Raw genomic sequence first — 26,133 nt, forward strand, 5'->3', positions numbered from 1 at the left:
ATGACGAAAGGGACCCCACATGAGTGAGCACAACTACACGCTGGTCATCGCCGCGTATGACAACGCGGATGCCGCAAAGGCTGACTTCGCGGCCATGAAGCAGATCGATGACTTGTCCGTCGAGGCGGCCGTCGTGATGTCACGGGACGCCGGAGGCAAAGTCGAGGTGGCCGAGCATGGCGGCAAACTGATCGCGCGCGGCACTGGTATCGGTGCCGTCAGCGGATTGGTTGTCGGCCTGTTCGCTCCACCGCTGCTGCTCTCCGGAGTCGTCGGGGCCGGCGTCGGCGCCGGTGTGGGTGCGATCGTGAAGCGTCACGAGGAGAAGCAGATCGGCGTCGACGTAGAGGAATGGCTGCCACCGGGCTCATCGGCGGTCGTCGCGGTCGTCGACAACCTCTATCTCGACCGTGTTCAGGCTGCGATCGCTCAGGCCACCAAGAAGCTCGACAAAGCGATCGACAAGGGCGATTACGACGCCATCGTGAAGGCCGTCAACGAGGGCGACGAGAAGATCATCGACGCGATCCAGTCCTGAGCATCTCGCCGCCCTATTGAGTGGCGCTTCCTCGAGGTGCACACCGTAAGGCCCTCTCACGAGGACGACGGGTACGCCCGCGCACTCGCGTTCTACGACGCGGTCAAGTTCGCACCGTGGAAGAGCGCGAAAGCGTCGACTGGGACGGCCCGACACTGCTGACGATCGAGATTTCGTAGCCTCACAAGCCACAACTGGCAACAGTTATCCACAAGACACACCCGCCTCGTGGCCGCACCGCCCCACGCCCCGCATCTCAGGGCTACCCTGGCCGCGAGGTGACACATGGGAAGCATCACGCCGTACGAGATCGAGGCAGGACGGCGCTACCGTGTCCGCTGGCGCAACGACCAGCAGAAGCAGGTCGAGAAGAAGGGTTTCCGCACCAAGAAGGATGCGGAGCTTCACCTCGCGCACAGCGAAGTTTCGCGATCAAACGGCTCCTACACCGATCCGGGCGAGGCGCGCATCACGGTGGGCGCGCTCGGCGTCGAGTGGCTCGGCAACAAGGAGCACGCCCTCAAGGCATCGTCGTTCAGCTCGCTGAAGACGTCGTGGCGGGTCTACGTCCTCCCCCGCTGGGGCGACGTGCGTATCGGGGACATCCGCGCGTCCCATGTCGAGCAGTGGATTCGGGAGCTCTCAGAGGGCACCGCCACGACGAAGCGCACCAAGAGTGAGAAGGCCGGCGCAAACCCGCGCTCGGCGAGTGTGGTGTATCGCGCGCTGGGCGTGCTCGCCGGAATTCTCGACACCGCCGTGCGCGATGGCCGCATCCCTCGCAACGTGGCCCGCGGAGCGCAGAACCTACCGCCGAAGCAGTCGCAGAAGCCGCGGCGATACCTGACTCATGCCGAGGTAGTCCGCCTTGCCGAGTCGACGAACAACGACACCCACAAGACCCTCATCCTCCTGCTCTCGTACTGCGGGCTCCGCTGGAGCGAGGCGATCGGCATGCACGTCAGCGACATCATCTTCCCGAGACATCGGATCCAGGTGCAGCGCGCCGCCGTCGAGGTGGAAGGCAAGATCGTGCTCGGCACACCGAAGAATTGGGAACGTCGGCTAGTCCCGTTCCCCGCGTTTCTCGAGGGACCGCTCAAACAGCTGTGCCGAGGCAAGCGGTCCGACGGGCTCGTCTTCACCGACCTCGAGGGCAAGCACCTGCGCCGGGCGAAGACCCAGTACGGCGTGAACTCGTGGTTCACGACCGCGCTCGATCTCGCCGATATCGAGCGGCTCACACCGCACGACCTGCGTCACACTGCCGCGAGCCTCGCGATCTCGTCAGGGGCGAATGTCAAGGCCGTGCAGCGGATGCTCGGCCACAAGTCGGCTGCGATGACCCTCGACACGTACGCCGATCTGTTCGACGATGACCTCGCCGACGTCGCCGAGCGGATGAATCAAGGCGGGTTGAACGCGGATGTCGTACGCCTCTGGGCGAGCTGACTCCCGTTTCGTCTCGCTGCGCTCACTCGAAGACCCACTCGCGGTCTCTGGCGCTCGCGGGCCCTTGAATCGGCAACTAGCGGCTTTCGGACACGCATTTCGACATACATACGCCAAAAGTTTGTGGGCGATTTGTGGGCGATTGGGTTTCGAGCCATCCCACCAACAACGAACGAAGGCCCCAAAACCCGCGTGATTACGCGGCTCTCAGGGCCTTGTTCCGTGACAGCGGGTGGTGGAGATGGGGGGAATCGAACCCCCGTCCATCGCTGGGATACTGCGTATTCTCCGGGCGCAGTCTGTAGAGACGTTCTGCTCGGCTCCGACCTTTGTCACAGACACCTAAGTCGACGAGCCCAGCCTGGGAAGAGTCCCACGTGACGTCCAGACGCCATCACGCAGCAAGTCCCCTAGATGACGCGAGGATCCGTAGCGGGAACGCCTACGGTCTCACGGAGTTCAGGCTCGCTTAAGCAGCGAGGGCGAACTCATTGCGATTTGCATCGGCAATTATTGTTTTGCAGAGGTCGTTTACGAGATAACCCTGCATCCTCGGCCCGCTTCCCGCAGATTCACAGGCGATGTCGAAACCGATCATCCCCATGAGCCTTCATTGCGAAGGGCCGCTGTCACGCTGTGGAGTTTCCAAGTGACGGATGCCGCGGCATCCGAGCACATCAGTCTATAACGACTCGGCGACGCAGGCCATTCCCCGGTCCCGGCGTAGGCTCGCCCACATGAGCGACGTCGTCATCACCGTCCGTGGCGAGCACGAGACCCGCATCGCCCCCGAACGCGCGATCGCGCACCTCACCGTCCGCGTGGAGGGTGCGGAGCGTGGCGCGGTCGTCGAGCGCATGGCCGCTCTCAGCGAGCCCGTGCGCGACGACCTCGCGGCGCGCAAGTCCGCCGGCACCGTCGTCGACTGGACCAGCCAGCGCGTCTCGGTGTGGTCGGAGCGTCCGTGGAATCCCGACGGCCGGCGGCTGGCGCCGGTGCACTACGGCTCCGTCGACTTCAGCGCGACGTTCACCGACTTCGCCGTGCTGTCGTTCTGGGCCGGCGAGGTCGTCGAGCGAGACGGCGTGCAGCTCGGGTGGATCGAGTGGCAGCTCACGCCCGAGACGCGTGCGTCGATCGAGCGGGATGTCGCCGCCGGCGCGGTAGGCGTGGCCGTCGCGCGGGCGAACGCCTACGCGGGTGCGATCGGGCTCTCGACCGTGACTCCGCTCGAGATCGCCGATCTCGGACTGCTCACGCGCAACGACTCGCCGGCACCCCAGCAGGAGCGGATGCTGGTGGCCAAGGCATCCTTCGCCGCCGACTCGTCCGGCGGGGCGTCCGCCGTCCAGCTCCAGCCGGAGGACATCATCATCACGGCTGCGGTCGAGGCGCGGTTCGGCGCGAGCTGAGCTCGGGCCTACTCCCCCAGCCGGTTTCGGCTGCGCATCGCACGCTCCGCCTCGCGCTTGTCCTCGCGCTCGCGGATCGTCTGACGCTTCTCGTATTCGCGCTTGCCCTTCGCGACCGCGATCTCCACCTTCGCGCGGCCGTCGGAGAAGTAGAGCTTGAGGGGCACGAGGGTGTAGCCGCCCGCCGAGACCGCGTGCGAGAGCTTGATGATCTCGTCCTTGTGGAGGAGCAGCTTGCGCACGCGCTTGGACGCGTGGTTGGTCCAGTGCCCCTGCGAGTACTCGGGGATGTGCACCGCATCGAGGAACGCCTCGCCGCCGTTGATGTACGCGTAGCCGTCGGAGATGTTGGCGCGCCCCTGTCGCAGCGACTTGACCTCGGTGCCGGTCAGCACGAGGCCGGCCTCATAGGTCTTCTCGATGGTGTACTCGTGGCGCGCGCGACGGTTGGTCGCGACGACCGTCTCCCCGCGTTCCCTGGGCATGGTGGCTCCTCGATCATTCGCCGCGCGGGCGCACGGCAGCCGCTCAGTCTACCCCCGGGCGCGCCTCGACAGCGTCAGGCCCGCAGCCAGCGCCGGATGGCGAAGCTCGCCGAGAGGGCGGCCAGGACGATCCCGATGAGGATCAGCACCGGCACGACGATCCAGGTGTCGTCCAGCCCGACCCACGTGGTGACGAACTCGACGCGGCCGCGCAGATACTGGTCGACGCCGAAGTGCACGCCGGCGATCACGGCCCCGCTGGCGAGCAGCGAGCCGATGAGCGCGGCGAACACGCCTTCCAGCACGAAGGGGGTCTGAATGAATCGATTGGATGCCCCGACCAGGCGCATGATGCCCAGTTCGCGCCGTCGCGCATAGGCCGAGAGCCGGATGGTGGTGGCGATGAGGAGCACGGCCGCGACGAGCATGAGGGCGGCGATGCCGACGGCGATGTAGGTCGCGACGGTCAGCGCCGAGAACAGCGGCTCGAGGTACTGGAGCTGGTCCTGCACCTCTTCCACTCCCTCGGTTCCCGCGAACGCCTCGATGATCACGTCGGACTGGTTCTGGTCGACCAGGTTGATCCAGTACGTCTCGTTCAGCTGGTCGGGGGTGATGACGCTCGCGTAGTCCTCGCCGAGGAGCTCGATGACGTTCTCGTATGCCTCTTCGCTGTCCTCGAACCGAACGTCGCGGATGAGCGGCGACAGCGCGGGGCCGTCGAGCTTCTCCTGCACCGCGGCGAGCTGCTCCTCGGTCGCCACGCCCTCGGTGCAGGTCGGCGCCTGCGAGATCGCGGTGCACATGTAGATCGCGACCTGGGCGCGATCCACCCAGAAGTCCTTCATGATGCCGATCTGCATCTGCATGAGCATCGCGGCGCCGACGAACGTCAGCGACACGAACGTCACCAGCACGACCGAGATGACCATGGAGGCGTTGCGGCGGAGGCCGGTGAACGCCTCGCCGAGGATGAGGCCGATCCTCATGATGTGGGCCCCACTTCGTCGTCGGGGTCCGTCGCCCCGAGCCCCAGCCGGTCGGCGAGGCCCAGCTCTGCCACGTCCACCTCGGGGATGTCGGCGACCGGGATGGGCGCCGTCTGCGGCGCGCGCGGCGCCGGAGGCACGGGCGTCTCCGCCTCCACCTCGCCGATGGCGTCCACGTCTGGCGTCGGCGCTGCGGATGCGGGCACGCTCGACGCGGAGGACGGCGCGGGCGCGGCATCCGTCCCCTCTTCCTGCTCGAGGTTCGCGAGGGTCGGATCGAGCCCGGCCTCGGCCGCCGCAGCGGCCTCTCGCTGCACCTCGAGCACGGCGGTGAGCGCCGCGACCGCGGCCGCTCCGCGCTCCTGCTGGGGGGCGAGGCTCGGGAGTCCGGACGTGTCGCCGTAGCCGCCGTGCCGCTCGTCGCGCACGATCTCGCCGTGGACGAGCTCGATGACGCGGCGCTGCATCTGGTCGACGAAGCCTGCCTCGTGGGTGGCCATGACGACGGTGGTGCCGCCGGCGTTGATGCGCGCGAGGAGCTGCATGATGTCGACGGATGTCGCGGGGTCGAGGTTTCCGGTCGGCTCGTCGGCGAGGAGCACCTGCGGCCGGTTCACCAGGGCGCGGGCGATCGCGACGCGCTGCTGCTCACCGCCCGACAGCTCGTGCGGGAACCGCTTCTCTTTACCCGCCAGGCCGACGAGCGCCAGGACCTCGGGGACGGTCTGCTGGATGAAGCCTCGCGACGAGCCGATGACCTGCAGCGTGAAGGCGACGTTCTGGAAGACGGTCTTGGTGGGGAGGAGGCGGAAGTCCTGGAACACCGCGCCGATGTGCCGCCGGAAGTAGGGCACCTTGCGGTTCGACAGCGTGCGGAGGTCGCGTCCGAGCACGACCACCCGGCCGTCGCTGGGCGTCTCTTCGCGGAGGATCATGCGCAGGCACGACGACTTGCCTGAGCCGGAGGCGCCGACGAGGAACACGAATTCGCCGCGCAGCACCTCGAAGTCGACATTGCTCAGGGCAGGCTTCGACGTGCCCTTGTAGCGCTTCGTGACGTTCTCGAACCGGATCATGGCCTAACGAGCCTAAGCGGATGCCTCGCCCCCCGCTCCCGCGACACCCGGCGCCGCGGCATCCGATCGTCCGTGCGGGCGGCCCGAATGTCGTAGGTATGTTCTAAAGTCCAAGACATGACCGACGACCCGTTCTCCAATCCGTCCGAGGCGGATGCCTGCGACGACGGTGGCAACGGGTTCGAGGGTCCGGATGACGTGGCGCGGGTGACCGAGGTGGCCGCGATGATGTCGGTGTTCGCCGCTCAGCGGGTCATGAGGGTCGAGGCGATGCGGCGCAACGCGCTCGAAGATGCGGCCCGCTACGGCGGTGCCGTCGTATCGGTGGTCGAACGGTCGGTGCGGTTGGAGCTGGCGGCGGCACTGCGGGTCACCGAGCACACCGCGGCTGCGCTTCTCGGGTTCTCCGAGGCCCTGGTGCACCGGTACCCGGGTGCGCTGGCGGCACTCGAGCGCGCACAGATCACCGAGCGGCACGCCGAGGTCCTCGTCAACCTGCTCGATGTGGTCGAACCCGATGTGCGCGCGCGGGTAGCCCCCGCGGCCGTCGAGTTGGCGATCGGTCTGCCGGTGGGTGCGTTCCAACGGCGGCTGCGGGCGCTCCTCGACGCGGAGCGCGCGGCGACGCTCGCCGAGCGGCACGAGGCGGCCATACGGCAGCGGCGCGTGATCGTCGACGTCGCGCACGACGGCATGGCGTGGCTGCACGCGTTCCTGCCCGCCGTCGAGGCCCGTGCGATCCAGGGACGACTGACCGCGATCGCCAAGACGCTCGCCGACAACGACGAGCGCACACTGGACGAGCGGCGCGCAGACGTGTTGGGCGACCTGCTCATCGACGGCGACACGACGGCGCTTCCACCGCAGGCATCGGGGATCCGGGCCACGGTCAGCGTCACCGTCCCCGTCTTCACCCTCCTCGACGAGGCCACCGACGCCGCGCCGGCTGTGGTGGAGGGCGTCGGTCCGGTGACCACGACGCAGGCGCGCCAGCTGGCCGGCGGAGCAGACGGATGGACGCGGATCCTCACGCATCCCGAGACCGGGATGGTGCTGTCCGTCGGGCGCGACCAGTACCGACCGCCTCCTGCGCTGCGCCGCCTGGTCCGATGGCGCGCCGACCGGTGCATGGCCCCCGGCTGCGGCATCCCCGCCGGCAGATGCGAGATCGACCACACCGTCGCCTGGGAGCACGGCGGTGCCACGGCGCTCGACAATCTCGCGCCGCTCTGCAAGGGCCACCACACCCTCAAGCATCACGGCGGCTGGCGGGTGAACCAGATCCCGGGCACCGGGGGTGCCCTGCAGTGGATCTCGCCGTCCGGACGGCGCTACCGCGTCGACCCCGAGCGACCCGTCCCCGTCTTCCGGCCGTCCGTCGGCGACACCACCTCCGCTCCCTTCTGAGCTAGGTGCCGGGCGCGCGGGCGAGGCCGGACTGGACGCGACGACGCGTGGCACCGACGATGGAACGCATGACCGCGTTTCCCATCCCCGCAGCCGAGCTGCTCATCGGCGCATCGCGGACGATGCGCTTCGAAGGCGAGCAGTACGGCTCTGGCGTCTCGTTCTTCTACGTCGACAACGACCCCGGCATGGGGCCGGGTCTGCACCGCCACCCGTACACCGAGACGTGGCTCGTGATCGAGGGCGAGGCCACCATCCGGATGGGCGACGACACCGTCATCGCTCACGCCGGAGACACCGCCGTGGTGGCCGCCGACACGTGGCACGGCTTCACGAACACCGGTCAGGGCCGGCTGCGGATCGTGTGCATCCACGCGTCGCCGGTCATGATCCAGGAGAACCTCGACGAGAGCTGAGGCCGACCGTCGCCGTCCGGCGTCAGTCGTCGTCCTTGCGCTTGCGCCACCGGATGCCGGCCGAGATGAAGCCGTCGAGATCGCCGTCGAACACGACGGCCGGGTTGCCGACCTCGTGCCCCGTGCGCAGGTCCTTCACGAGCTGCTGGCCGTAGAGGAAGTAGGACCGCATCTGGTCGCCCCAGCTCGCGGTGATGACACCGGCGAGCTCCTTCTTCTTCGCGGCTTCCTCTTCGCGCTGCAGCAGCATCAGGCGCGTCTGGAGCACCCGCATCGCTGCGGCGCGGTTCTGGATCTGGGACTTCTCGTTCTGCATCGACACGACCAGGCCCGTCGGGAGGTGGGTGATGCGGACGGCGGAGTCGGTGGTGTTGACCGACTGCCCGCCAGGGCCCGACGAGCGGAAGACGTCGACGCGGATGTCGCTCTCCGGAACCTCGACCTCTTGGGCCTCCTCCATGACGGGGATGACCTCGACCGCGGCGAAGCTGGTCTGCCGCTTGTCGGCCGATCCGAAGGGGCTGATGCGGGCGAGCCGGTGGGTGCCGGCCTCGACCGAGAGGGTGCCGTAGGCGTACGGAGCGTCGACCTCGAACGTGGCCGACTTGATGCCCGCGCCCTCGGCGTACGACGTGTCCATCACCTTGACGGGGTACTTGTGGCGCTCGGCCCAGCGCAGGTACATGCGCAGCAGCATCTCGGCGAAGTCGGTGGCGTCGTCGCCACCCGCGCCCGAGCGGATCGTGACGACGGCCGAGCGGTCGTCGTACTCGCCGTCGAGGAGAGTCTGCACCTCGAGCTGCCCGATGATGTCTTCGAGCTCGGCGATCTCGTGACGCGCCTCCTCGGCGGAATCCTCGTCGTCCATCTCGTTCGCGAGCTCCACCAGGACTTCGAGATCATCGAGCCGCGCCTCGACATCATTGACCCGCTTGAGCTCAGCCTGACGGTGGCTGAGGGCGCTGGTGACCTTCTGCGCCTTCTCCACGTCGTCCCACAGATCGGGCGCCCCGGCCGCCTCGCTCAGCCGCGCGATCTCGGCCGTGAGTGCGTCGACGTCGACCACGGACTTGATGTCGGAGAACGTGGAGCGCAGGGCCTGGATATCGGCGGAGGGGTCGAAGTCGAGCATGACAGTCCAGACTAACGTGGATGCGGTGAGCGATCGTCCGCGAGATGTGCTCGTCCGGTTCGGGCCGATGATCTACGGCCCGACCCTCCTCTTCGCACTCGGAGAGGGCGCGGTCATCCCGTTGATCCCCGTGATCGCGGCCGAGCTCGGCGCCGACCTCGCGACGGCCGCCCTCGTCGCCTCGGCGCTCGTCGTCGGGCAGCTCTGCGGCAACATCCCCGCCGGCTGGGCCGTCGCGCGCATCGGCGAGCGCCTCACCATGGCGATCGCAGGAGTGGTGGCACTCGCGGCAGTGGTGGCCCTCGCCCTCGCCCCCTCGCTCGGGGCGTTCGCGCTGGCCGTGCTCCTCATCGGCTTCTGCGCCGCCGCGTTCGGTCTGGCGCGCCACTCATTCATGACGACGCGGGTCCCCCTGCAGTTCCGGGCGCGCGCCCTCTCGCTCCTCGGCGGCACCTTCCGCCTCGGCATGTTCATCGGCCCGTTCGTCGCCGCAGGTCTGCTGGCCGTGTTCGGCGACGAGCACGCCACCATGTGGTTCTTCGGCGCCTGCCTGGTCGCGACGGTGCTGCTGGTGCTGCTCGGCCCCGATCCCGAGCGCGCCGTCCCGACCGCCGCCACCGCGCGCGGCGATGCGACGCTCACCGAAGACACCGGCGAACCCGTCACCGGCTCGATCCCCACGACCGAGCGCGCGGGGGTCTTCCGCACGATGTGGGCGTACCGGCGTGTGCTGTCCCGTCTCGGGCTGGCCGCGGCATCCCTCTCCGCCATCCGATCGGCGCGGCAGGTGGTCCTGCCGCTCTGGGGCGTCTCGATCGGGCTCGACGCGCAGACCATCGCGCTCGTCGTCGGGGTCTCGGGCGCGATCGACTTCGCCCTCTTCTACGCGAGCGGCCAGGTCATGGACCGATTCGGCCGTCTGTGGGCGGCCCTCCCCGCGATGCTGCTCATGGGCCTCGGATTCATCGCGCTGTCGTTCACGCACGACCTCCAGCAGTCCGCGCTGTGGTTCGCGATGTTCGCGGCGGTGCTCGGAGTGGGCAACGGCCTCTCGAGCGGCATCCTGCTCACCCTCGGCGCGGACGTCGCGCCCAAGACCGATCCGGCGCCCTTCCTCGGGTCATGGCGCACGCTCACCGACGCGGGCGGCGCCGTTTCGCCGCTCATCGTCTCGGCGATCGCGGCGGCCGCGAGCCTGGCCGTGGCGACGGGCGTCGTCGGGGTCATCGGCCTCGTGGGCGCAGCGGCGTTCGTCCGGTGGGTTCCGCGGTTCGTGCCGAGGTCACGCCCGTGAGCACCGTCCGCTTCTGCCGCAGCCGCAGCAACGGCCGGCGCTGCACCCGACCGCTGGATCATGCGGGGCTGCATCGCCACCGGTCGATCATGTGGACGGATGCCGCGGCCGACCCGCCGCGCTGCACCGGGTCCGGCACGCCCGGCGCCCCCGCAGCGATGCTCCCCGACGGCTTCCCCGACGGCCGCGCGCTGTGCTCGACCTGCCTGCGATTCGTGCGGCTCGACGATGACGGCCTGCTCGTCGAGCACGACACGTCCGACCCTGCCGAGTCCGACGCGGACCTCGCCCGGCGGCGCACCTGGTTCAACACCCACGCCGGCTGACGGCGGCCGTCCTTTCGCGGGTCCTCAGACCCACGACCTCCGCACGGCCTCGGCGCCCAGCTGCATGCGGGTGGTCACACCGGCGATCTCCATGAGGTCGGCGACCCGCCGCTGGACGGTGCGCAGCGAGATTCCGAGCTGCGCCGCGGCCGCGGCATCCGTCACTCCCAGCAGGAGCAGCCGGAGGAGGTCGCGGTCTACTTCCTCGGTGGTGGGCACTGCCGAGACGGGGAGGAAGGCGCTGGCCGCGGCCCAGTACTCCTCGAAGATCGAGCTGACGAGGTCGAGCAGTCCGCTCGGGTGGATGAGCAGCGCGCCGAAGCCCCGGTCGTCGCCGTGCGCGTGCATCGGCACCAGTGCCATCTGGTCGTCGGCGATGAACATGCGGGTCGGGAGCCTCGGGAGCACCCGGATCTCCTCGCCGATCTGGGCCATCTCGCGTGCCACCGTGAGGAAGCCGGGGCGTTCGAGCACCGCGCTCTCGACGATCACGCGGTAGCGCACGCCGCGCGCGAGGGCACGGTCCTCCTCGACGTTCTCCTCGCCGGTCACGAGCGCGACCTCGTGCAGGACGAGGACGCGCACCTGATCGGTGGAGGCGGCCTGCAGCTGCGCGACGCGCTGACGCACCGCGTCGTCGCCGATGACGACGTCGACCACGTCGGCGACGCTGCGCTGCTCGGCGGAGCGGCGGTACAGGTCGCTGAGCTCGACGAGCGCCTCGTGTGCGCGGGTGAGTCCGCGTTCGCGTTCGAGCAGCAGCGGGCGCAGCGCCATGGACGGCGGAGAAGCCACGAATCGGTCGCTGCGCGCGGCCTGACGTGCCAGCAGTCCCAGTCGTTCGAGCTCGGCGACGATCGGACGCACGCGGGGCAACGACATGCTGAGCGCCTCCGCCACCTCGGGTGTCGACGCCGAGGTCTGCTGGACGATCCACCGGTAGACCGAGGTGTGCGCCTCGTCGAGACCGAGTGCGTCGAGCACGGTGACCTTCTCCACGCCGACCATCCTCACCCGCCCGGCATGGCGGATGGTGGCCATGGCATTTCTCCGCCATAACTTTACGCCGAGGGCCGTGAGAGCTTCGTATCAGATCCCCTACCCCCGAGAGGTTCACGCATGTCCAATCCCCCACCCATCGGTCGCCGTCTGCGTCCGATCGTCGCCGCCACAAGCGGTCTGGCGATCGGCATCGCAGGCATCTGCCTCTGCACTCTGCCGGCGGCCGCAACCGCCAACGTCGACGGTCCCCCCGCCTCTGACGCCGTCGCCGGCAGCTCCTCCACCGTCACGCTCATCACCGGCGATCGCGTGACCGTCACCGACCTCAGCGACGGCACCCACGCCGTTGAGATCGACACCGCCCTCGAAGGCGCCGGTGTGCGCACCTACGAGGCCGCCGGCGAGTTGCACGTCCTTCCCGACGCGGCGATGCCGTACCTGGCTTCGGGCGCGCTCGACCAGGACCTCTTCAACGTGTCCAAGCTGATCGAGTTCGGCTACGACGACGCCTCGGTCGACGCGACGCCGATCATCGTCGAGACCGACGGCGCCGCGGCTCGCACGTTCGCCGCTCCGGTCCCGGGGCTCGATGTGCAGACCGAGCTCGAGAGCATCGGCGGCGCAGCCGCGACGCTCGGCCACGCCGACGCCGCTTCGGCGTGGAGCGCGCTCACCGGGACGGATGCCGCGTCCGCGCGCTCCTTCACTTCCGGAGCCGCTCTTGCCGGCGGCCTCGAGGCCATCCACCTCGACGGCAAGGTTGAGGCGACACTCGAGTCGAGCGTGCCGTTCATCGATGCGCCGGCGGCGTGGGCCCAGGGCCACACCGGCGGAGGCGTGACGGTCGCCGTGCTCGACACCGGCATCGACGACACGCACCCCGACATTCAGGGCCGCATCGTCGAGGGCTCGAAGAGCTTCGTTCCCGGCGAGGAATTCGCCTGGGACCCGAACGGCCACGGAACGCACGTCGCCTCGACCATCGCCGGTACCGGCGCTGCGAGCGACGGCACCCACCGAGGTGTCGCCGACGGCGCGGACCTGCTGATCGGCAAGGTGCTCGGCGCGGACGGCTACGGCCAGGACTCGTGGATCATCGAGGCGATGGAGTGGGCCGGCCAGAACGCCCCGATCGTGTCGATGAGCCTCGGTTCGATGTCGCCCTCGGACGGCAAGGACCTCATGGCCGAGTCGCTCAACCAGATCGCCGCAGACACCGGCTCGCTGTTCGTGGTCGCTGCCGGCAACTCCGGCGCCCCCGAGACGATCGGCGCCCCCGGATCAGCCGAGCAGGCGTTCACCGTGGGCTCCGTCGACGACCCGTCGGGCGGCATGTCCTACTTCTCGAGCCAGGGCCCGCTGTCGCGCTCCGGCGCGCTGAAGCCGGACGTGTCGGGTCCGGGCAACGACGTCACGGCGGCTCGCTCCGCCGACAGCGCCGGCGACGGCTCGTACATCGGCATGAGCGGCACGTCGATGGCCACGCCGCATGTGGCCGGCGCCGCCGCCATCCTGCTGAGCGCGAACCCCGACCTGACGACCGCTGAGCTCAAGGCGGCGCTCGCGAGCACGGCCACCGACTACGGCTTCACCGCCTATGCCGGCGGATCGGGTGTCATCAACGTCGACGACGCGCTCAACGCTCCCGTCGTCGCGTCCGGATCCGGCGACTTCGGCATGCTCATGTGGGGCGAGGAGCCGACCCCGGTTGAGCGCACCATCGAGTACACGAACCGCACGGAAGCCGAGATCACGGTCTCCCTCGAGGCCACGCTCGTCGACACGACCCCCCGTGGCGACAACGGGCCGGGCCCGTTGAGTGCCGGCATCGCGTTCGACGCGCTGACACTGGACGCCCAGGCGCTCACGATCCCGGCTGGCGGCACCGCGTCGGTCGGGATGACCGTCGACCCGGCGAAGGTGCCCGCCGGCACGCAGCTATCGGGCGTGCTCGTGGGGTCGGTTGACGGCGTGGCGGTCACCCGCACCGCTCTCGGCACGATCGCCGAGGCCGAGCGCTACGACCTCACACTGACCGCGACCGACTTCGCAGGCCAGCCCACGCAGACCTACGCACTGCTGTGGAACGAGGCGCAGAAGTTCGTCGAGCCGGTGTTCGTGGACGGTGAGACGACGCTGCGCCTCCTCAAGGGCGAGTACACCGTGATCGCCTACATGGAGCTCAACCGCACGCCTGACACGATCGCCACGGTGCTCGTCGGCGACCCGAAGGTGGTCCTCGACCAGAATGCGGCGGTCGCACTCGACGCCCGCACCGCGACCGAAGCAACGGTCGACGTCGGCGACGACCGCGTCGAGCAGGTCTTCCAGCGCATGGACGTTAACGTCGACAGCTTCGCCGCCGGCGTCATCATGCCCGTCTGGACAGACGAGCTGTGGGCGCAGCCGATGAAGGTCGACGACGCCGACTTCGACTTCACGACGCGCTGGCGTCTGTGGGAGCCGATGCTGACGGTGAAGGCGGGCAAGCAGCAGCTCGACATCATCCTGCAGGTGGGCTCGACCTTCCTCAACGGCGAGATCAAGGCCACGGCCGTGAACGCCGGGAAGGGCTCTGCCGAGGAGGTGGCCGCGGCCCGCGTCGGCGGGAGGGTGGCGATCATCACGCGGTCCGACGACATCACGCCCGGACAGGCCGTCGCCAATGCGGCTGCCGCCGGCGCCAAGCTGGTGATCCTCGCCAACGACGCGGACGGCGAGCTCAGCACCTGGGTAGGCTCCGACGACTTCGAGTCGGACGCGCCCATCGCCGTCGCCGCCATCAGCGGCGTCGAGGGACGCAAGCTTCTCGCCGAGGTCGCGAAGAAGAAGGTGACCGTCCGGGCGGTCGGCGACGAGTTCGCCGACGTCGTCTACGACATCGCGCGCTACAGCGATGGCGAGATTCCCGCCGACCTCTCCTACGCGCCGAAGAACCTGACCCGCATCGACACCCGGTACCACGGTCAGAACGAGCTCATGAGCGAGTTCCGGTACGACTTCGTACCGGGCGCGACGTACGGCAGCGGATACCCGATGCGTGCCGAGCGCGGAGTCGTGCGCACCGAGTGGGTCAACACCGAAGACCTGCGCTGGAACCAGGGTGTCGGAGTGGAGTCTGTGCGCTGGGAGATGCGAGACATGCTGCGCGCCTATAAGCCGGGGCAGAGGCTCGAAGTCGAGTACTTCGGCGGCATCGTGCGTCCGGCCATCGGCCTCGGCTACTGGGTGCCCTACCGCGTGTCGGACTACACCCAGATCAATGTGCCCAGCTGGGCGGACGGCGGCGATCCGATTCACACGGGAGCCTTCGACACCTGGATGGAGAACCCCACGGTCCGGCAGCTGACCGACGTCTACATCGACGGTGAGCTCGTCAAGCAGGCCGAGTACCAGGGCGCGACGGTGTACGACCTGCCGGACGGCGAGCAGGACTGGCGCGTGGTCAGCACGGCGACGCACGACGGCTCGCACCTGCGAGGCTCGACGAAGACCGTGACCGAATGGACGTTCCGCTCCGAGGGCAAGCTCGGCGACTGGACCAACCGCCTGCTTCCCATGATCTCGGCGTACTACGACGTCGACGTCAATGAGGACAACATGGCGGGCGACCGGCGGCGCAAGGGCTCGGGCATCGCGCTCGGTCTCGAGGTCGGCCACGTCGCGGGCACTGCTCCCGCCGGCAAGATCACGGATGCGACGCTCGAATACCGCACCGCGGGCGGTTCCTGGAAGCCGGCGTCGCTCAAACCGGCGAAGACGGATGCCCCCACGGGCGCCGTCGAAGGGGACGGCGACATCTTCGTGACGTCGCGCGCCTGGGTCAGCGGCTACGCCGCGCAGATCCCGGTGTCCGACAAGGGCGGCTGGGTCGACCTGCGGGTGACGGCGACGGATGCCGCGGGCAACACGTTCTCGCAGGAGATCGTGAAGGCGTTCGAGGCCACGCCGGTGAAGGGCGCAGGCCACGGCGGCGGCCACCGGCACTGATGAGCACTGATTACAAGCGCTGACGCCTGACGGCCGGCACAGGGCCCCATCCGCTTCGGCGGTTGGGGCCCTGTGCCGTCGAGGGACGTCGGCGCGCTGTCCCGTCACGCTCGTGCCGCGTGGCGTACGGTCGTGGCATGTCCTCGTCCACAGGGGCGTCGCCGGAGGCCGCCGATCTCCTCGCCCGCGCCGTCGACATCGCGACCGGCAACGCCGGCGAGTCCGGCGGCCCGTTCGGCGCGATCGTCGTCGCGCGCGATGGCCGCATCTTCGAAGGCGTCAACCGGGTGACGGCCGACCTCGACCCGTCGGCGCACGCCGAAGTCGTCGCCATCCGCCGCGCCTGCAAGGGTCTCGGCACCTTCGACCTGTCGGGCGCCACCCTCTACGCGAGCTGCGAGCCCTGCCCGATGTGCCTCGCGACCGCCCTGTGGGCGCGCATCGACCGCGTCTACTTCGCCGCCGACCGCGAGGACGCCGCGACGGCCGGCTTCGACGACGCCCGCTTCTACCGGTACTTCGAGGGCATGCCCGAAGACCGGGCGATCCTCCCCGTCGAGCGCATCGGCCTGCCCGACGACGGGCACACCGCGCCCTTCGTCGCGTGGGGTCTCAACGACCGGCGCATCGAGTACTGACGCCCGGCGCTCACCCGTCCGCGGTGACCGCCGCGGCCTCGATGAGCTGCAGGGTGCGCGCGGCGACGCTCACCGCGATGGACGCCGGCGCCTTGCCGCCGATCTCCGGGATGCCGATCGGCGTCGTGACGCGGGCGAGCTCCGCCTCGGTGTGCCCGAGTTCGGTCAGCCTCACGCGGAAGCGCGCCCACTTGGACGACGAGCCGATCAACCCGATCGACCCGAGGTCGTCGCGCCTCAGCGCCTGATCGGTGATCGCGAGGTCTTCACCGTGGTCATGGGTCATGACCAGCACATGCGCGCCCGCCGGCAGCACGGCGATGGCCGCCTCCGGTACGGGCGCATGCCGCACGTGCACCGTTGCGACGGCATCGGCCAGGATGCCCGACGTGCCCGGCACACCGAGGCGTGCCTGATCCAGCATCTCCGAACGGGTGTCGACGAGCACGAGCACCAGTTCGTGCCGCGCGAGGATGCGCGCCAGCTCGATCCCGACATGGCCGAGACCGAAGATCGCCACCGTCGGCACGGCGCGGACCGGTTCCAGCAGCATGGTCACCTCTCCTCCGCAGCATTGGATGCCGTACTCGGTCGTGGTCCTGTCGCTCAGCGTCAGGGTGAGCAGGCGCGGCTCGCCTGCGCCCGTGACGAGCATCTCGCGCGCCTCCGCGATCGCCGTTGCCTCCAGGTTCCCCCCGCCGACCGTGCCGAAGAGGGCGTCCGGCGACACGATGAGCTTCGCACCGCCGTTCCGGGGCGCGTGCCCACGCACCATCGCGAGCGTCACGATGACCGCGGGCGTGCGCGACTCCCGCAGCCGCTGCAGCGCGTCGACCCAGTCCATGGCGCGAGCGACCCTCAGCGCCGCGCCTCGGCGGGCTCCGTCGCGGCGCCGGGCACCACGGAACCTTCCGCCGCCTGCGCGGCCCGGATCGCCCAGAAGACCGCCTCGGGGGTCGCGGGCGATGCGAGCTCCACGCTGTGCCCCGCGGGCCCGAAGGCTCCCACGGCCTCGCGGATCGCCTCACGCACGCTGAACGCGAGCATGAGCGGCGGCTCCCCCACCGCCTTCGAGCCGTACACGGCTCCGTCCTCGCGGGCGTCTTCGAAGAGCCGCACGTGGAACTGCTCCGGCATCTCCGAGAAGCTGGGCAGCTTGTAGGTGCTCGCCGACTGCGTCTGCAGGCGTCCGCGGCTCGGTCCGTCGCCGGTGTCCCACCGCAGCTCCTCGAGCGTCAGCCATCCGGTGCCCTGCACGAAGCCGCCCTCGATCTGACCGATGTCGATCATCGGCGAGAGCGAGTCGCCGACGTCGTGCACGATGTCCACCCTGCGCAGCCGCATCGCACCGGTGAATCCGTCCACCTCGACCTCGGCGGCAGCGGCTCCATAGGCGAAGTACTTGAACGGCGAGCCCTGCATCCGCACGCCGTCCCAGTGGAGTCCCTCGGTGCGGTAGTAGCCCGCGGCGAACAGCTGCACCCGCTGCAGGTACGCCGCGTGGGCGACCTCGGCGAAGGTGAGCCGCTTGTCGACGCCCGGTGCCGAGACCCAGCCCCGCGAGAACCGCACGGTGCCGGCATCCGCTCCCAGCATCTCCGCCGCGACGGGCGTCATCCGCGCCCGCAGCTGTTCGCACGCGTTCTTGACGGCGCCGCCGTTGAGGTCGGCTCCGGCCGACGCCGCCGTCGCGGACGTGTTCGGCACCTTGTCGGTCCGCGTCGGCGCGAGGCGCACCTGGTCGAGTCGCAGGCCCAGCGTGGTCGCCGCGACCTGCAGCATCTTCGTGTGGAGCCCCTGGCCCATCTCGGTGCCGCCGTGGTTCACGAGCACCGAGCCGTCCTTGTAGACGTGCACGAGCGCGCCCGCCTGGTTGAACGCGGTGAAGTTGAACGAGATGCCGAACTTGACCGGCGTGATCGCGATCGCCCGCTTGACGTGCGCGTGGGTCTGGTTGAACGCCCGCACCTGCTCTCGACGGGCGTCGACATCGCTCTCGTCGCGCAGCTGGTCCCAGATCGCGGGCATGCGCGCGGCATCCTTCACCGGCTGCCCGTAAGGCGTGAGCTGGCCCTCGCGATAGAGGTTCTGCCGACGCAGGTCGACGGGATCCTTTCCGAGCAGGGGCGCGGCGCGGCCGAGGATGTCTTCGATCAGGAAGACGCCCTGGGGTCCGCCGAAGCCCCGGAAGGCGGTGTTCGACGGCTTGTTCGTCCGGGCGATGCGTCCGAGCGCACGCACGTGAGGGATCCAGTACGCGTTGTCGAGGTGGCAGAGCGCCCGGCTCATGACGGGCTCCGACAGGTCGAGGCACCAGCCGCCGTCGGAGGTGAGCGTCGCGTCCAGCGCGAGCAGTCCACCGCTCTCGTCGAAGCCGGCGCGCCAGGAGATGTGGAACGGATGCCGTTTCCCGGTCATCGTGATGTCCTGCGTGCGGTTCAGCCGCAGCCGCACGGGGCGACCCGTGAGCTTCGCGCCGAGGGCGGCGATCGCGGCGAGGCCGTGCGGCTGCATCTCCTTGCCGCCGAATCCACCACCCATCCGCAGGGTCTGCACCGTCACCTGGTGCGACGGAACGCCCAGCACATGCGCGACGATCTCCTGCGTCTCGCTGGGGTGCTGCGTCGACGACTGCACGAAGTACTGGCCCTCGGAGTCGCGCAGCGCGAGCGAGGCCTGCGTCTCGATGTAGAAGTGCTCCTGTCCGCCGAGCTCGGTCACGCCTTCGAGCACGAAAGGCGCCTCGGCGAGGGCCGCCTGGGCATCCCCTCGCTCCACCGTGCGCTGCACGCCTTGGAACGAGCCCGCGGTGATCGCCTCGGAGAGGGTGAGGATGCTCGGCAGCGGGCTGTACTCGACCGTGACGGCCGCGGCACCCAGCCGCGCCGCCTCGGGTGTCTCGCCGAGCACCCAGGCCACAGCGTGCCCGTGGAACATCGCCTCGCGAGGGAACAGCGGCTCGTCTTCCTTCACGCCGGCGTCGTTGACGCCGGGCACGTCCTCGGCCGTGAGCACCCGAACGACGCCCGGCACGCGGTAGGCGCCCGAGACGTCCAGGTCGACGAGCGCGTGCACGTCCGTGGACTGCACGGGCCAGGCCGTGAGCACGCCTGAGGCCCAGACCGACAGGTCGTCGGTGTAGGCGGCTGCGCCCGTCACGTGCAGCGTCGCACTCTCGTGCGGCACGGCGATGCCGACGACCGGGTCGGCGGGGCGCTGGGCGAGCTCGCTCATGCCGTCGCCTCCTCGTGCGCGACGTCTCCCGCGGTGGCGCTGTAGAGCTTCAGAAGCGAGTTGCCGAGCATCAGGGCGCGGTAGTCCGCGCTCGCACGGTGGTCGGACATGGGCGTGCCCTCCGAGGCCAGCACGGCCGATGCGGCCCGCACGGTGGCGATGTTCCACGGCTCACCGATGAGTCGCCGCTCGGTGTCGCGTGCGCGCAGCGGCGTGGCGGCGACGCCGCCCAAGCCGATGCGGGCGGCCGTGACGACGCCCTCCTCGATGTCGAGGGCGAACGCGATCGCCGCACTGGAGATGTCGTCGAACCGCCGCTTGGCGATCTTGTGGAACGCGGTCACCGGTGCGAGGGGCAGCGGGATGCGGACGGCGCGGATGAGTTCGTCCGGGCGCCGCACCGTCTGGCGGTAACCGGTGAAGTACTCGGCCAGCTCGACCTCCCGGTCGCCCTCCAGCGACGTCAGCACGACCCGAGCGTCGAGCGCGAGAAGCGCCGGAGCCGCGTCGCCGATCGGCGACGCCGTGCCGAGGTTCCCGCCGATCGTGGCGCGATTGCGGATGAGGCGCGACGCGAACTGCGGGACGAGTTCGCCGAGGAGCGGAACCCGGCCGCCGAGCCGACGCTCGATCTCAGACAGCGTCAGCGCCGCGCCGATCTCGATCACATCCTCCGAAGCCGCCAGCGTGCGCAGCTCGGGCAGCCGGTCGATCATGACGGCGAGCGCGGCGCGACGACCGCGCAGGTTGACCTCGACGCCCCAGTCGGTCGCACCGGCGACGACGGTCGCCTCAGGCTCGTCACGCAGCAGCCGGAGCGTCTCGCCCAGCCCGGCAGGACGCACGAAGCGCGCGCCGTCGACGACGAGATCAACGGGAGCAGGTTCCGGCGCGGGCTGGGCGCGGCGCTCCGTGAGCGGGTCGGTGGGATCCGGCATCCCGAGCGCATATGCGGCGTCACGGATCGGCCGGTATCCCGTGCAACGGCACAGGTTGCCGCTCAGAGCGTGCAGGTCGAATCCGTTCGGGCCGTGCTCGTGATCCGCGGCGCCGGCGGCCGACGGAGTCCGGTCCGCGCGGTAGAACTCCGCCGCCATGCTGCACACGAAGCCGGGAGTGCAGTATCCGCACTGCGATCCGCCCGCTTCGGCGAGGCGCTCCTGCACGGGGTGCAGCGCCTCGGGCGACCCGAGGCCCTCGGCGGTGACGACTTCCTGACCCTCCAGAGAGCGAACGGGCACGAGGCAGGAGTTGACCGGCACCCACGCCGACGCGTCGGCGCCGTCCGGGCCGAGCACGAGCATCGCGCACGCGCCGCACTCGCCCTCGGCACAGCCTTCCTTGCTCCCCGTCAGCCCGACGGAGCGCAGCCAATCGAGCGCGTTCGCATTCACCGGCACGCCGTCCAGCGCCCGGCGGATCCCATTCACGGTAACGACGTTGTCAGCCAAGTGAGCTCCTCTTGCGCGATTGTACGTCGGCACTGTGGCGATCGCTCCTCGCGTGCGCCACGATGAGGGAACAGGATGGTCGGCCGCCGAAGGAGGCACCGCCGTATGAGCGAACCCGTCGCGCGTGCCCCGGGTGGCCGGCTCACGCCTGCGGTGCTCGATCACGTCGACGCCTCACTGCGCGAGACCGATGACGTGCTGCGCACCGCGTACCCGGGCCACGACGGCTCGCGCCAGCCGGTGCACACGGTGTACGTCCCCGCCGACCGCATGACCGCGACTCTGCCCGCGCAGTGGGGCGTCGCAGCGCTGGCCGCCGCCGACGCCGCAGGCGGCCTGGCCGTGCTGGCCGAGCGGGTCGGCCTGGCGCCGTCACTCGCCCGCGAGGTCGTCCCCCGCGTCCGCGCGAAGCTGGAGCGCGAGCCGATCGAAGACCTGCGGCTGGATTTCGAGGACGGCTACGGCGACCGAGGCGACGACGTCGAAGACGCCGACGCCGTCGCCGCCGCCCGGCGCGTGGCCGAGGCGGTCGAAGCCGGCGCGGCGCCGCCGTTCACCGGCATCCGCTTCAAGAGTCTCGAGCAGTCGACGCGCTCGCGCGGCCTGCGCACCCTCGACCTGTTCCTCGCCGCTCTCATCGACGACGGCGGACTCCCCGACGACCTCCTGCTGACGCTCCCGAAGGTGTCGACGATCGCGCAGGTCGAGGCGATGGTCGTGGTCGCCGCGGCGCTCGAGCGCACCCACGGGCTGCCGGAGCGCGCGCTGCGGTTCGAGGTGCAGATCGAGACACCCCAGATCGTGCTCGGCCGCGACGGGCGCGTGCCACTCGCACAGCTGGCCGCCGCCGGCGACAGGCGGGTCACGGGGCTCCACTTCGGCACCTACGACTACACCGCGTCGCTGGGCATCTCCGCCCGCCACCAGTCGCTCGAGCATCCCGCGGCCGACCTGGCGAAGGACCTCATGCAGCTCGCGGTGGCCGGCACCGGCATCCGGCTGTCCGACGGCTCGACCAACATCCTCCCCGTCGGCGACGGCGCGCTCGACGCCTGGGTGCTGCACGCCCGGCTCGTGCGCCGCGCCCTCGAGCGCGGGATCTTCCAGGGCTGGGACCTCCACCCGCACCAGCTGCTGACCCGGTATCTCGCCACGTACGCGTTCTTCCGGGAGGGATATCCGGATGCCGCGGCCCGCCTCGCCGGGTACCTGCAGAGCCGTGCGGGCACCGTGCTCGACGAACCGGCCACCGCACGAGCGCTGGCGTGGTTCCTGCAGCGCGGCGTGGAGTGCGGGGCGGTCGACGTCGCCGATGTCACCGCCGACGTGGGCATCGGTCCCGACACGCTCACCGCGCTCGCGCATCCCACCCGTCCCGCTCCCCCGGCTGAGGAGTCCGCATGAGCTACTTCACCCCGTCGGGCGGACTGCCCGCCCAGACCGAGCTGCTCACCGATCGCGCTATCGTCACGGAGGCCTACACGGTCATCCCCCGGGGCGTGCTGCGCGACATCGTCACGAGCAGCCTGCCCGGGTTCACCGCCACACGCGCCTGGATCCTCGCCCGGCCGATCGCCGGATTCTCGACCACCTTCTCGCAGCTCATCGTCGAGATCGGCGCGGGCGGCGGCGCCGAGCGCCCCGAGCAGGAGGCCGGCGTCGAGGGCGTCGTCTTCGTCACCTCCGGCAGCCTCACCCTCACGATCGCCGGCGAACGCCACGTGCTCGAGCCCGGCGGCTACGCCTACCTCGCAGCCGGCGAGGAGTGGTCGCTCGCGAACGAGGCCGACGGGCCGACGAGCTTCCACTGGATCCGGAAGGCGTACGAACCGCTGGACGGCCACCCCGCGGCATCCTTCGTCACCCGGGATCAGGATGTCGTCCCCGAGCCGATGCCCGACACCGACGGCGCATGGGCGACGACCCGTTTCGTCGACCCCGACGACCTCGCCCACGACATGCACGTGAACATCGTCACCTTCCAGCCCGGCGGGTCGATCCCCTTCGCCGAGACGCACGTCATGGAGCACGGCCTCTTCGTGCTCGAGGGCAAGGGCGTCTACCGCCTCAACGGCGACTGGGTCGAGGTGCAGGCGGGCGACTTCATGTGGCTGCGCGCCTTCTGCCCGCAGGCCTGTTACGCGGGCGGGCCGGAGCCGTTCCGCTATCTGCTGTACAAGGACGTGAACCGTCAGATCCGCCTGACCGGGACCAGCCCGACGTGACGTTCGACACGGTCTTCCGCGCGGCACGCGTGCTCGTCGACGGCGCGTTCCGTCCGGCCGACGTGGGTGTGCGGAACGGCGTCGTCGCCCACCTCGGCGAGGTGGGGACGGGACGGGATGCAGCGTCCCTCGTCGAGCTGCGCGACGACGAGGTGCTGCTGCCCGGGCTCGTCGACACGCACGTCCACGTCAACGAGCCCGGCCGCACCGAGTGGGAGGGGTTCGAGTCGGCCACCCGCGCCGCGGCCGCCGGCGGCGTGACGACGATCGTCGACATGCCGCTCAACAGCATCCCGCCCACGGTGTCGGTGGACGCCCTCGCCCAGAAGCGCTCGGCCGCCGTGGGGAGCGTCTACGTGGACGTGGGGTTCTGGGGCGGGGTCGTGCCCGGCAACCTCGCCCAGCTGCGCCCCCTCGCCGAGGACGGCGTATTCGGCTTCAAGTGCTTCCTCGCCCCGTCCGGCGTCGACGAGTTCCCTGCCGTCACCCCCGACGAGATGGGCGAGGCGATGGCGGTCATCGCCTCGCTGGGCTCGATGCTGATCGTCCATGCCGAGGACGCGCACACGATCGAGACCGCACCCCACCGGGGTGGCCGCGACTACGCCGACTTCCTCGCCTCGCGTCCGGCCGCGGCTGAGGACACCGCGATCGCCGACGTCATCCGGCTCGCCGAAGCGACCGGGGCGGCGTCCCACATCCTGCACCTGAGCAACGCGAACTCGCTCGCTCGCATCGTCGAGGCGCGGCGGCGCGGCGTCGACCTGACCGTGGAGACCTGCCCGCACTACCTCACCCTCATCGCAGACGACATCGCGGCCGGCGCGACCGTGTGCAAGTGCTGCCCGCCGATCCGCGACGCCGGCAACCGCGACGCGCTGTGGCAGGGCCTCGCCGACGGCTCGGTCGACTTCATCGTGTCGGACCACTCCCCCAGCACGCCCGATCGGAAGAACGCGGGCGACGGCGACTTCGAGGTGGCGTGGGGCGGGATCGCCTCACTGCAGCTCGGGCTGCCGTTGGTGTGGACCGAGGCGCGGCGGCGCGGTATTGGCCTGGCGCGCATCGTAGAGCTCATGGCCGAGAACCCCGCGGCGCGCGTGGGCCTCGCCGACAAGGGCCGGATCGCGGTCGGCGCCGCCGCGGACTTTGCGGTGTTCGCGCCCGACGAGACGTTCGTCGTGGATGCGCGGGCGCTCGAGCACCGGCATCCGATCTGCCCGTATGACGGCCGCGAACTGACGGGTGTGGTGCGGGCCGCCTACCTCGCCGGCGCACGCATCGACCGCGCCGTGCCGCGCGGGCGTCTGCTCACCCGGCGCGAGGAGGTGCCGCATGCGGCTTGAGGAGTTCAACGCCGCAGGCCGCGGCGACGCGCTCGCCGCGCTGCGAACGTGCGCCGACGTGACGCGCTGGTGCGAGCAGCTGGTCGATCGCCGGCCGTACGCGTCGGTCGACGAGCTGTTCGCCGAGGCGGCGAGCGCAGCCGACCCGTTCAGACCGGATGAGGTCGATGCGGCACTCGCGCGGCATCCGCGCATCGGCGAGCGCGCGCACGGCGTCAGCCGCGAGGCGGCGCTGTCGCGATCGGAGCAGGCCGCGGTCGACCCGGCGGACGTCGAGGTGCAGCGCGCTCTGCGCGACGGCAATCGTGAGTACGAGGAGCGGTTCGGACGGGTGTTCCTCATCCGGGCCGCGGGGCGGAGCGCGCCCGAGATCCTGGCCGCGCTGCGCGCACGACTGGAGAACGACCCCGACATCGAGGCGCGGGTCGTCGGAGAACAGCTGCGCGAGATCGCGCTGCTGCGACTGGAGGGGATGGTGCAGCCATGAGCGTCTCGCACATCACGACGCACGTGCTGGACGCGGCCCGGGGGCGACCGGCGAGCGGCGTCGCCGTGCAGCTGCTCGCCCGCGACGGCGAGGACTGGCAGCCGATCGCAGAAGCGGTGACGGATGCCGACGGCCGGGCGTCGCAGCTCGGTCCTGAGCGCGTCGCTCCCGGCGACTACCGGCTGCGGTTCGACACCGGCGCATACTTCGACGCGCAGGGCAGGCCGACGTTCTATCCCGAGGCGGTGCTGACGTTCCGCGTCGACGAGGGGCACTGCCACGTGCCACTTCTGCTGAGCCCCTTCGCCTACTCCACCTACCGAGGAAGCTGAGCACCGATGAGCATCGTCCTGGGCGCCAATCAGTACGGCAAGGCCGAGGTGCGCGTCGTCAAGGTGACGCGCGACGACCCCCGCCACGAGATCGAAGACCTGAGCGTCACGTCGCAGCTGCGCGGCGATTTCGCGGCCGCCCACCTGACCGGCGACAACCGGCATGTCGTGCCGACCGACACTCAGAAGAACACCGTCTTCGCGTTCGCGCGTGCCGGCATCGGGTCACCCGAGGAGTTCCTGCTGCGCCTCGCCGACCACTTCACCGGATCGTTCGATTGGGTCACGGGCGGCCGGTGGACCGCCGAGAGCTACGCGTGGCAGCGGATCCACGTGGACGGCGCCCCGCACGACCACTCGTTCATACGCGTCGGCCAGGAGACCCGCACCGCCGTGGTCGTCGCCGACGGCGACGCACGTCACGTGCTGGGCGGACTCCGCGGGCTGACCCTGCTGAAGACCACCCAGTCGGGGTTCGAGGGGTACCCCAAGGACCGCTACACGACGCTGCCCGAGACCCGCGACCGGGTCCTCGCGACCGACGTCGCGACCCGGTGGAGGTACCTCCCGGGCGCGGACGTCGACTACAACGCCGTGTACGCCGACGTGAAGCGCATCCTGCTGGAGGAGTTCACGCGCCGGTACTCGGCAGCGCTGCAGACGACGATGTTCGAGCTCGGCACCGCGGTGCTGGAGGCGCACGACGAGATCGCCGAGATGCGGTTTTCGCTGCCGAACAAGCATCACTTCGTCGTCGACCTCGAGCCGTTCGGCCTCGACAATCCGAACGAGGTGTTCTACGCCGCCGACCGCCCCTACGGGCTGATCGAGGCGCAGGTCACCCGGGAGGGCGTCGAGCCGGCCGACGCCGCGTGGGACGGCGCGACGGCGTTCTGCTGAG

23 protein-coding genes and 1 other RNA gene are annotated in these 26,133 nt (G+C 70.1%); 15 read left to right on the forward strand and 9 right to left on the reverse strand.

What is annotated here, in order from left to right; all coding sequences use genetic code 11:
• Positions 1–19: 19 nt before the first annotated feature.
• Both JX005_RS14080 and JX005_RS14085 read left to right on the forward strand, forming a co-directional pair.
• On the forward strand, positions 20–538 hold the full coding sequence (locus tag JX005_RS14080) for a DUF1269 domain-containing protein (RefSeq protein WP_214468222.1): 519 nt from the start codon (positions 20–22) through the stop codon (positions 536–538).
• A gap of 285 nt (positions 539–823) precedes the next feature.
• A complete protein-coding gene (locus JX005_RS14085; RefSeq protein WP_214468224.1) occupies positions 824–1,990 on the forward strand; it encodes a site-specific integrase in 1,167 nt (388 codons plus the stop codon).
• A 233-nt stretch (positions 1,991–2,223) separates the two neighbouring features.
• On the opposite strand, the gene ssrA is transcribed toward JX005_RS14085, so the two are convergent.
• Positions 2,224–2,592: a transfer-messenger RNA gene (gene ssrA, locus JX005_RS14090) on the reverse strand.
• A 135-nt stretch (positions 2,593–2,727) separates the two neighbouring features.
• Between ssrA and JX005_RS14095 the strand changes: the two genes are divergently transcribed.
• Positions 2,728–3,402 carry an SIMPL domain-containing protein gene (locus JX005_RS14095; RefSeq protein ID WP_214468226.1) on the forward strand — a complete coding sequence of 225 codons (675 nt, stop codon included), beginning with the start codon at positions 2,728–2,730 and terminating at the stop codon, positions 3,400–3,402.
• An 8-nt stretch (positions 3,403–3,410) separates the two neighbouring features.
• Here JX005_RS14095 and smpB read toward each other — a convergent pair whose 3' ends face one another.
• From smpB to ftsE, 3 genes are all read right to left on the reverse strand, one after another.
• Positions 3,411–3,887, reverse strand: a complete 477-nt coding sequence (smpB, locus tag JX005_RS14100; protein WP_214468227.1) for an SsrA-binding protein SmpB — start codon at positions 3,885–3,887, stop codon at positions 3,411–3,413.
• Between the two features lie 74 nt (positions 3,888–3,961).
• Positions 3,962–4,876, reverse strand: coding sequence for a permease-like cell division protein FtsX (gene ftsX / locus JX005_RS14105; protein ID WP_214468228.1), 915 nt, complete (start codon positions 4,874–4,876; stop codon positions 3,962–3,964).
• Positions 4,873–5,952, reverse strand: coding sequence for a cell division ATP-binding protein FtsE (gene ftsE / locus JX005_RS14110; protein ID WP_214468229.1), 1,080 nt, complete (start codon positions 5,950–5,952; stop codon positions 4,873–4,875). The genes ftsX and ftsE overlap by 4 nt, the downstream gene beginning before the upstream one ends.
• A 117-nt stretch (positions 5,953–6,069) precedes the next feature.
• Here ftsE and JX005_RS14115 point away from each other — a divergent pair, with 117 nt between their 5' ends.
• A complete protein-coding gene (locus tag JX005_RS14115; protein ID WP_246533991.1) occupies positions 6,070–7,359 on the forward strand; it encodes an HNH endonuclease signature motif containing protein in 1,290 nt (429 codons plus the stop codon).
• A gap of 68 nt (positions 7,360–7,427) precedes the next feature.
• Positions 7,428–7,775 (forward strand): cupin domain-containing protein, encoded by a 348-nt coding sequence (locus JX005_RS14120; protein ID WP_246533992.1) that lies wholly within the window; start codon positions 7,428–7,430, stop codon positions 7,773–7,775.
• A 22-nt stretch (positions 7,776–7,797) separates the two neighbouring features.
• On the opposite strand, the gene prfB is transcribed toward JX005_RS14120, so the two are convergent.
• Entirely contained in the window at positions 7,798–8,907 is a 1,110-nt protein-coding gene (gene prfB, locus JX005_RS14125; RefSeq protein WP_214468231.1) for a peptide chain release factor 2, read from the reverse strand.
• Between prfB and JX005_RS14130 the strand changes: the two genes are divergently transcribed.
• Positions 8,906–10,201 (forward strand): MFS transporter, encoded by a 1,296-nt coding sequence (locus JX005_RS14130; RefSeq protein ID WP_246533993.1) that lies wholly within the window; start codon positions 8,906–8,908, stop codon positions 10,199–10,201. The two genes, prfB and JX005_RS14130, sit on opposite strands and share 2 nt — an antisense overlap.
• Positions 10,198–10,527 carry a hypothetical protein gene (locus tag JX005_RS14135; protein WP_214468232.1) on the forward strand — a complete coding sequence of 110 codons (330 nt, stop codon included), beginning with the start codon at positions 10,198–10,200 and terminating at the stop codon, positions 10,525–10,527. Before JX005_RS14130 ends, JX005_RS14135 begins: the two co-directional genes overlap by 4 nt.
• A gap of 24 nt (positions 10,528–10,551) precedes the next feature.
• On the opposite strand, the gene JX005_RS14140 is transcribed toward JX005_RS14135, so the two are convergent.
• Entirely contained in the window at positions 10,552–11,568 is a 1,017-nt protein-coding gene (locus JX005_RS14140; protein ID WP_246533994.1) for a transcriptional regulator TrmB, read from the reverse strand.
• Positions 11,569–11,646: 78 nt separating this feature from the next.
• Here JX005_RS14140 and JX005_RS14145 point away from each other — a divergent pair, with 78 nt between their 5' ends.
• On the forward strand, positions 11,647–15,519 hold the full coding sequence (locus JX005_RS14145; RefSeq protein WP_214468233.1) for a S8 family serine peptidase: 3,873 nt from the start codon (positions 11,647–11,649) through the stop codon (positions 15,517–15,519).
• A gap of 137 nt (positions 15,520–15,656) precedes the next feature.
• The gene (locus JX005_RS14150) at positions 15,657–16,157 is read left to right on the forward strand and encodes a nucleoside deaminase (protein ID WP_214468234.1); all 501 of its coding nucleotides are present in this window, start codon (positions 15,657–15,659) and stop codon (positions 16,155–16,157) included.
• Between the two features lie 10 nt (positions 16,158–16,167).
• Here JX005_RS14150 and xdhC read toward each other — a convergent pair whose 3' ends face one another.
• From xdhC to JX005_RS14165, 3 genes are read right to left on the reverse strand one after another with little or no spacing between them, the layout of a single operon-like run.
• Positions 16,168–17,001 (reverse strand): xanthine dehydrogenase accessory protein XdhC, encoded by an 834-nt coding sequence (gene xdhC, locus JX005_RS14155; RefSeq protein WP_214468235.1) that lies wholly within the window; start codon positions 16,999–17,001, stop codon positions 16,168–16,170.
• Between the two features lie 14 nt (positions 17,002–17,015).
• A complete protein-coding gene (gene xdhB / locus JX005_RS14160) occupies positions 17,016–19,391 on the reverse strand; it encodes a xanthine dehydrogenase molybdopterin binding subunit (protein WP_214468236.1) in 2,376 nt (791 codons plus the stop codon).
• A complete protein-coding gene (locus JX005_RS14165) occupies positions 19,388–20,842 on the reverse strand; it encodes a xanthine dehydrogenase small subunit (protein WP_214468237.1) in 1,455 nt (484 codons plus the stop codon). The genes xdhB and JX005_RS14165 overlap by 4 nt, the downstream gene beginning before the upstream one ends.
• 105 nt (positions 20,843–20,947) lie before the next feature.
• Between JX005_RS14165 and JX005_RS14170 the strand changes: the two genes are divergently transcribed.
• The 6 genes from JX005_RS14170 to pucL are packed head-to-tail and all read left to right on the forward strand — an operon-like array spanning position 20,948 to position 26,132.
• Positions 20,948–22,246 (forward strand): DUF6986 family protein, encoded by a 1,299-nt coding sequence (locus JX005_RS14170; protein WP_214468238.1) that lies wholly within the window; start codon positions 20,948–20,950, stop codon positions 22,244–22,246.
• The gene (locus tag JX005_RS14175; RefSeq protein WP_214468239.1) at positions 22,243–23,067 is read left to right on the forward strand and encodes a bifunctional allantoicase/(S)-ureidoglycine aminohydrolase; all 825 of its coding nucleotides are present in this window, start codon (positions 22,243–22,245) and stop codon (positions 23,065–23,067) included. The genes JX005_RS14170 and JX005_RS14175 overlap by 4 nt, the downstream gene beginning before the upstream one ends.
• Complete coding sequence (gene allB / locus JX005_RS14180) at positions 23,064–24,413, forward strand: allantoinase AllB (protein WP_214468240.1); 1,350 nt, start codon at positions 23,064–23,066, stop codon at positions 24,411–24,413. Before JX005_RS14175 ends, allB begins: the two co-directional genes overlap by 4 nt.
• Positions 24,403–24,900 (forward strand): 2-oxo-4-hydroxy-4-carboxy-5-ureidoimidazoline decarboxylase, encoded by a 498-nt coding sequence (gene uraD, locus JX005_RS14185; RefSeq protein WP_214468241.1) that lies wholly within the window; start codon positions 24,403–24,405, stop codon positions 24,898–24,900. The genes allB and uraD overlap by 11 nt, the downstream gene beginning before the upstream one ends.
• Complete coding sequence (uraH, locus tag JX005_RS14190; protein ID WP_214468242.1) at positions 24,897–25,232, forward strand: hydroxyisourate hydrolase; 336 nt, start codon at positions 24,897–24,899, stop codon at positions 25,230–25,232. Before uraD ends, uraH begins: the two co-directional genes overlap by 4 nt.
• 6 nt (positions 25,233–25,238) lie before the next feature.
• Positions 25,239–26,132 carry a factor-independent urate hydroxylase gene (pucL, locus tag JX005_RS14195; RefSeq protein WP_214468243.1) on the forward strand — a complete coding sequence of 298 codons (894 nt, stop codon included), beginning with the start codon at positions 25,239–25,241 and terminating at the stop codon, positions 26,130–26,132.
• Position 26,133: the final 1 nt, after the last annotated feature.

Origin of the sequence: Microbacterium flavescens, assembly GCF_018588945.1 — a bacterium.
GTDB lineage: Bacteria > Actinomycetota > Actinomycetes > Actinomycetales > Microbacteriaceae > Microbacterium > Microbacterium flavescens.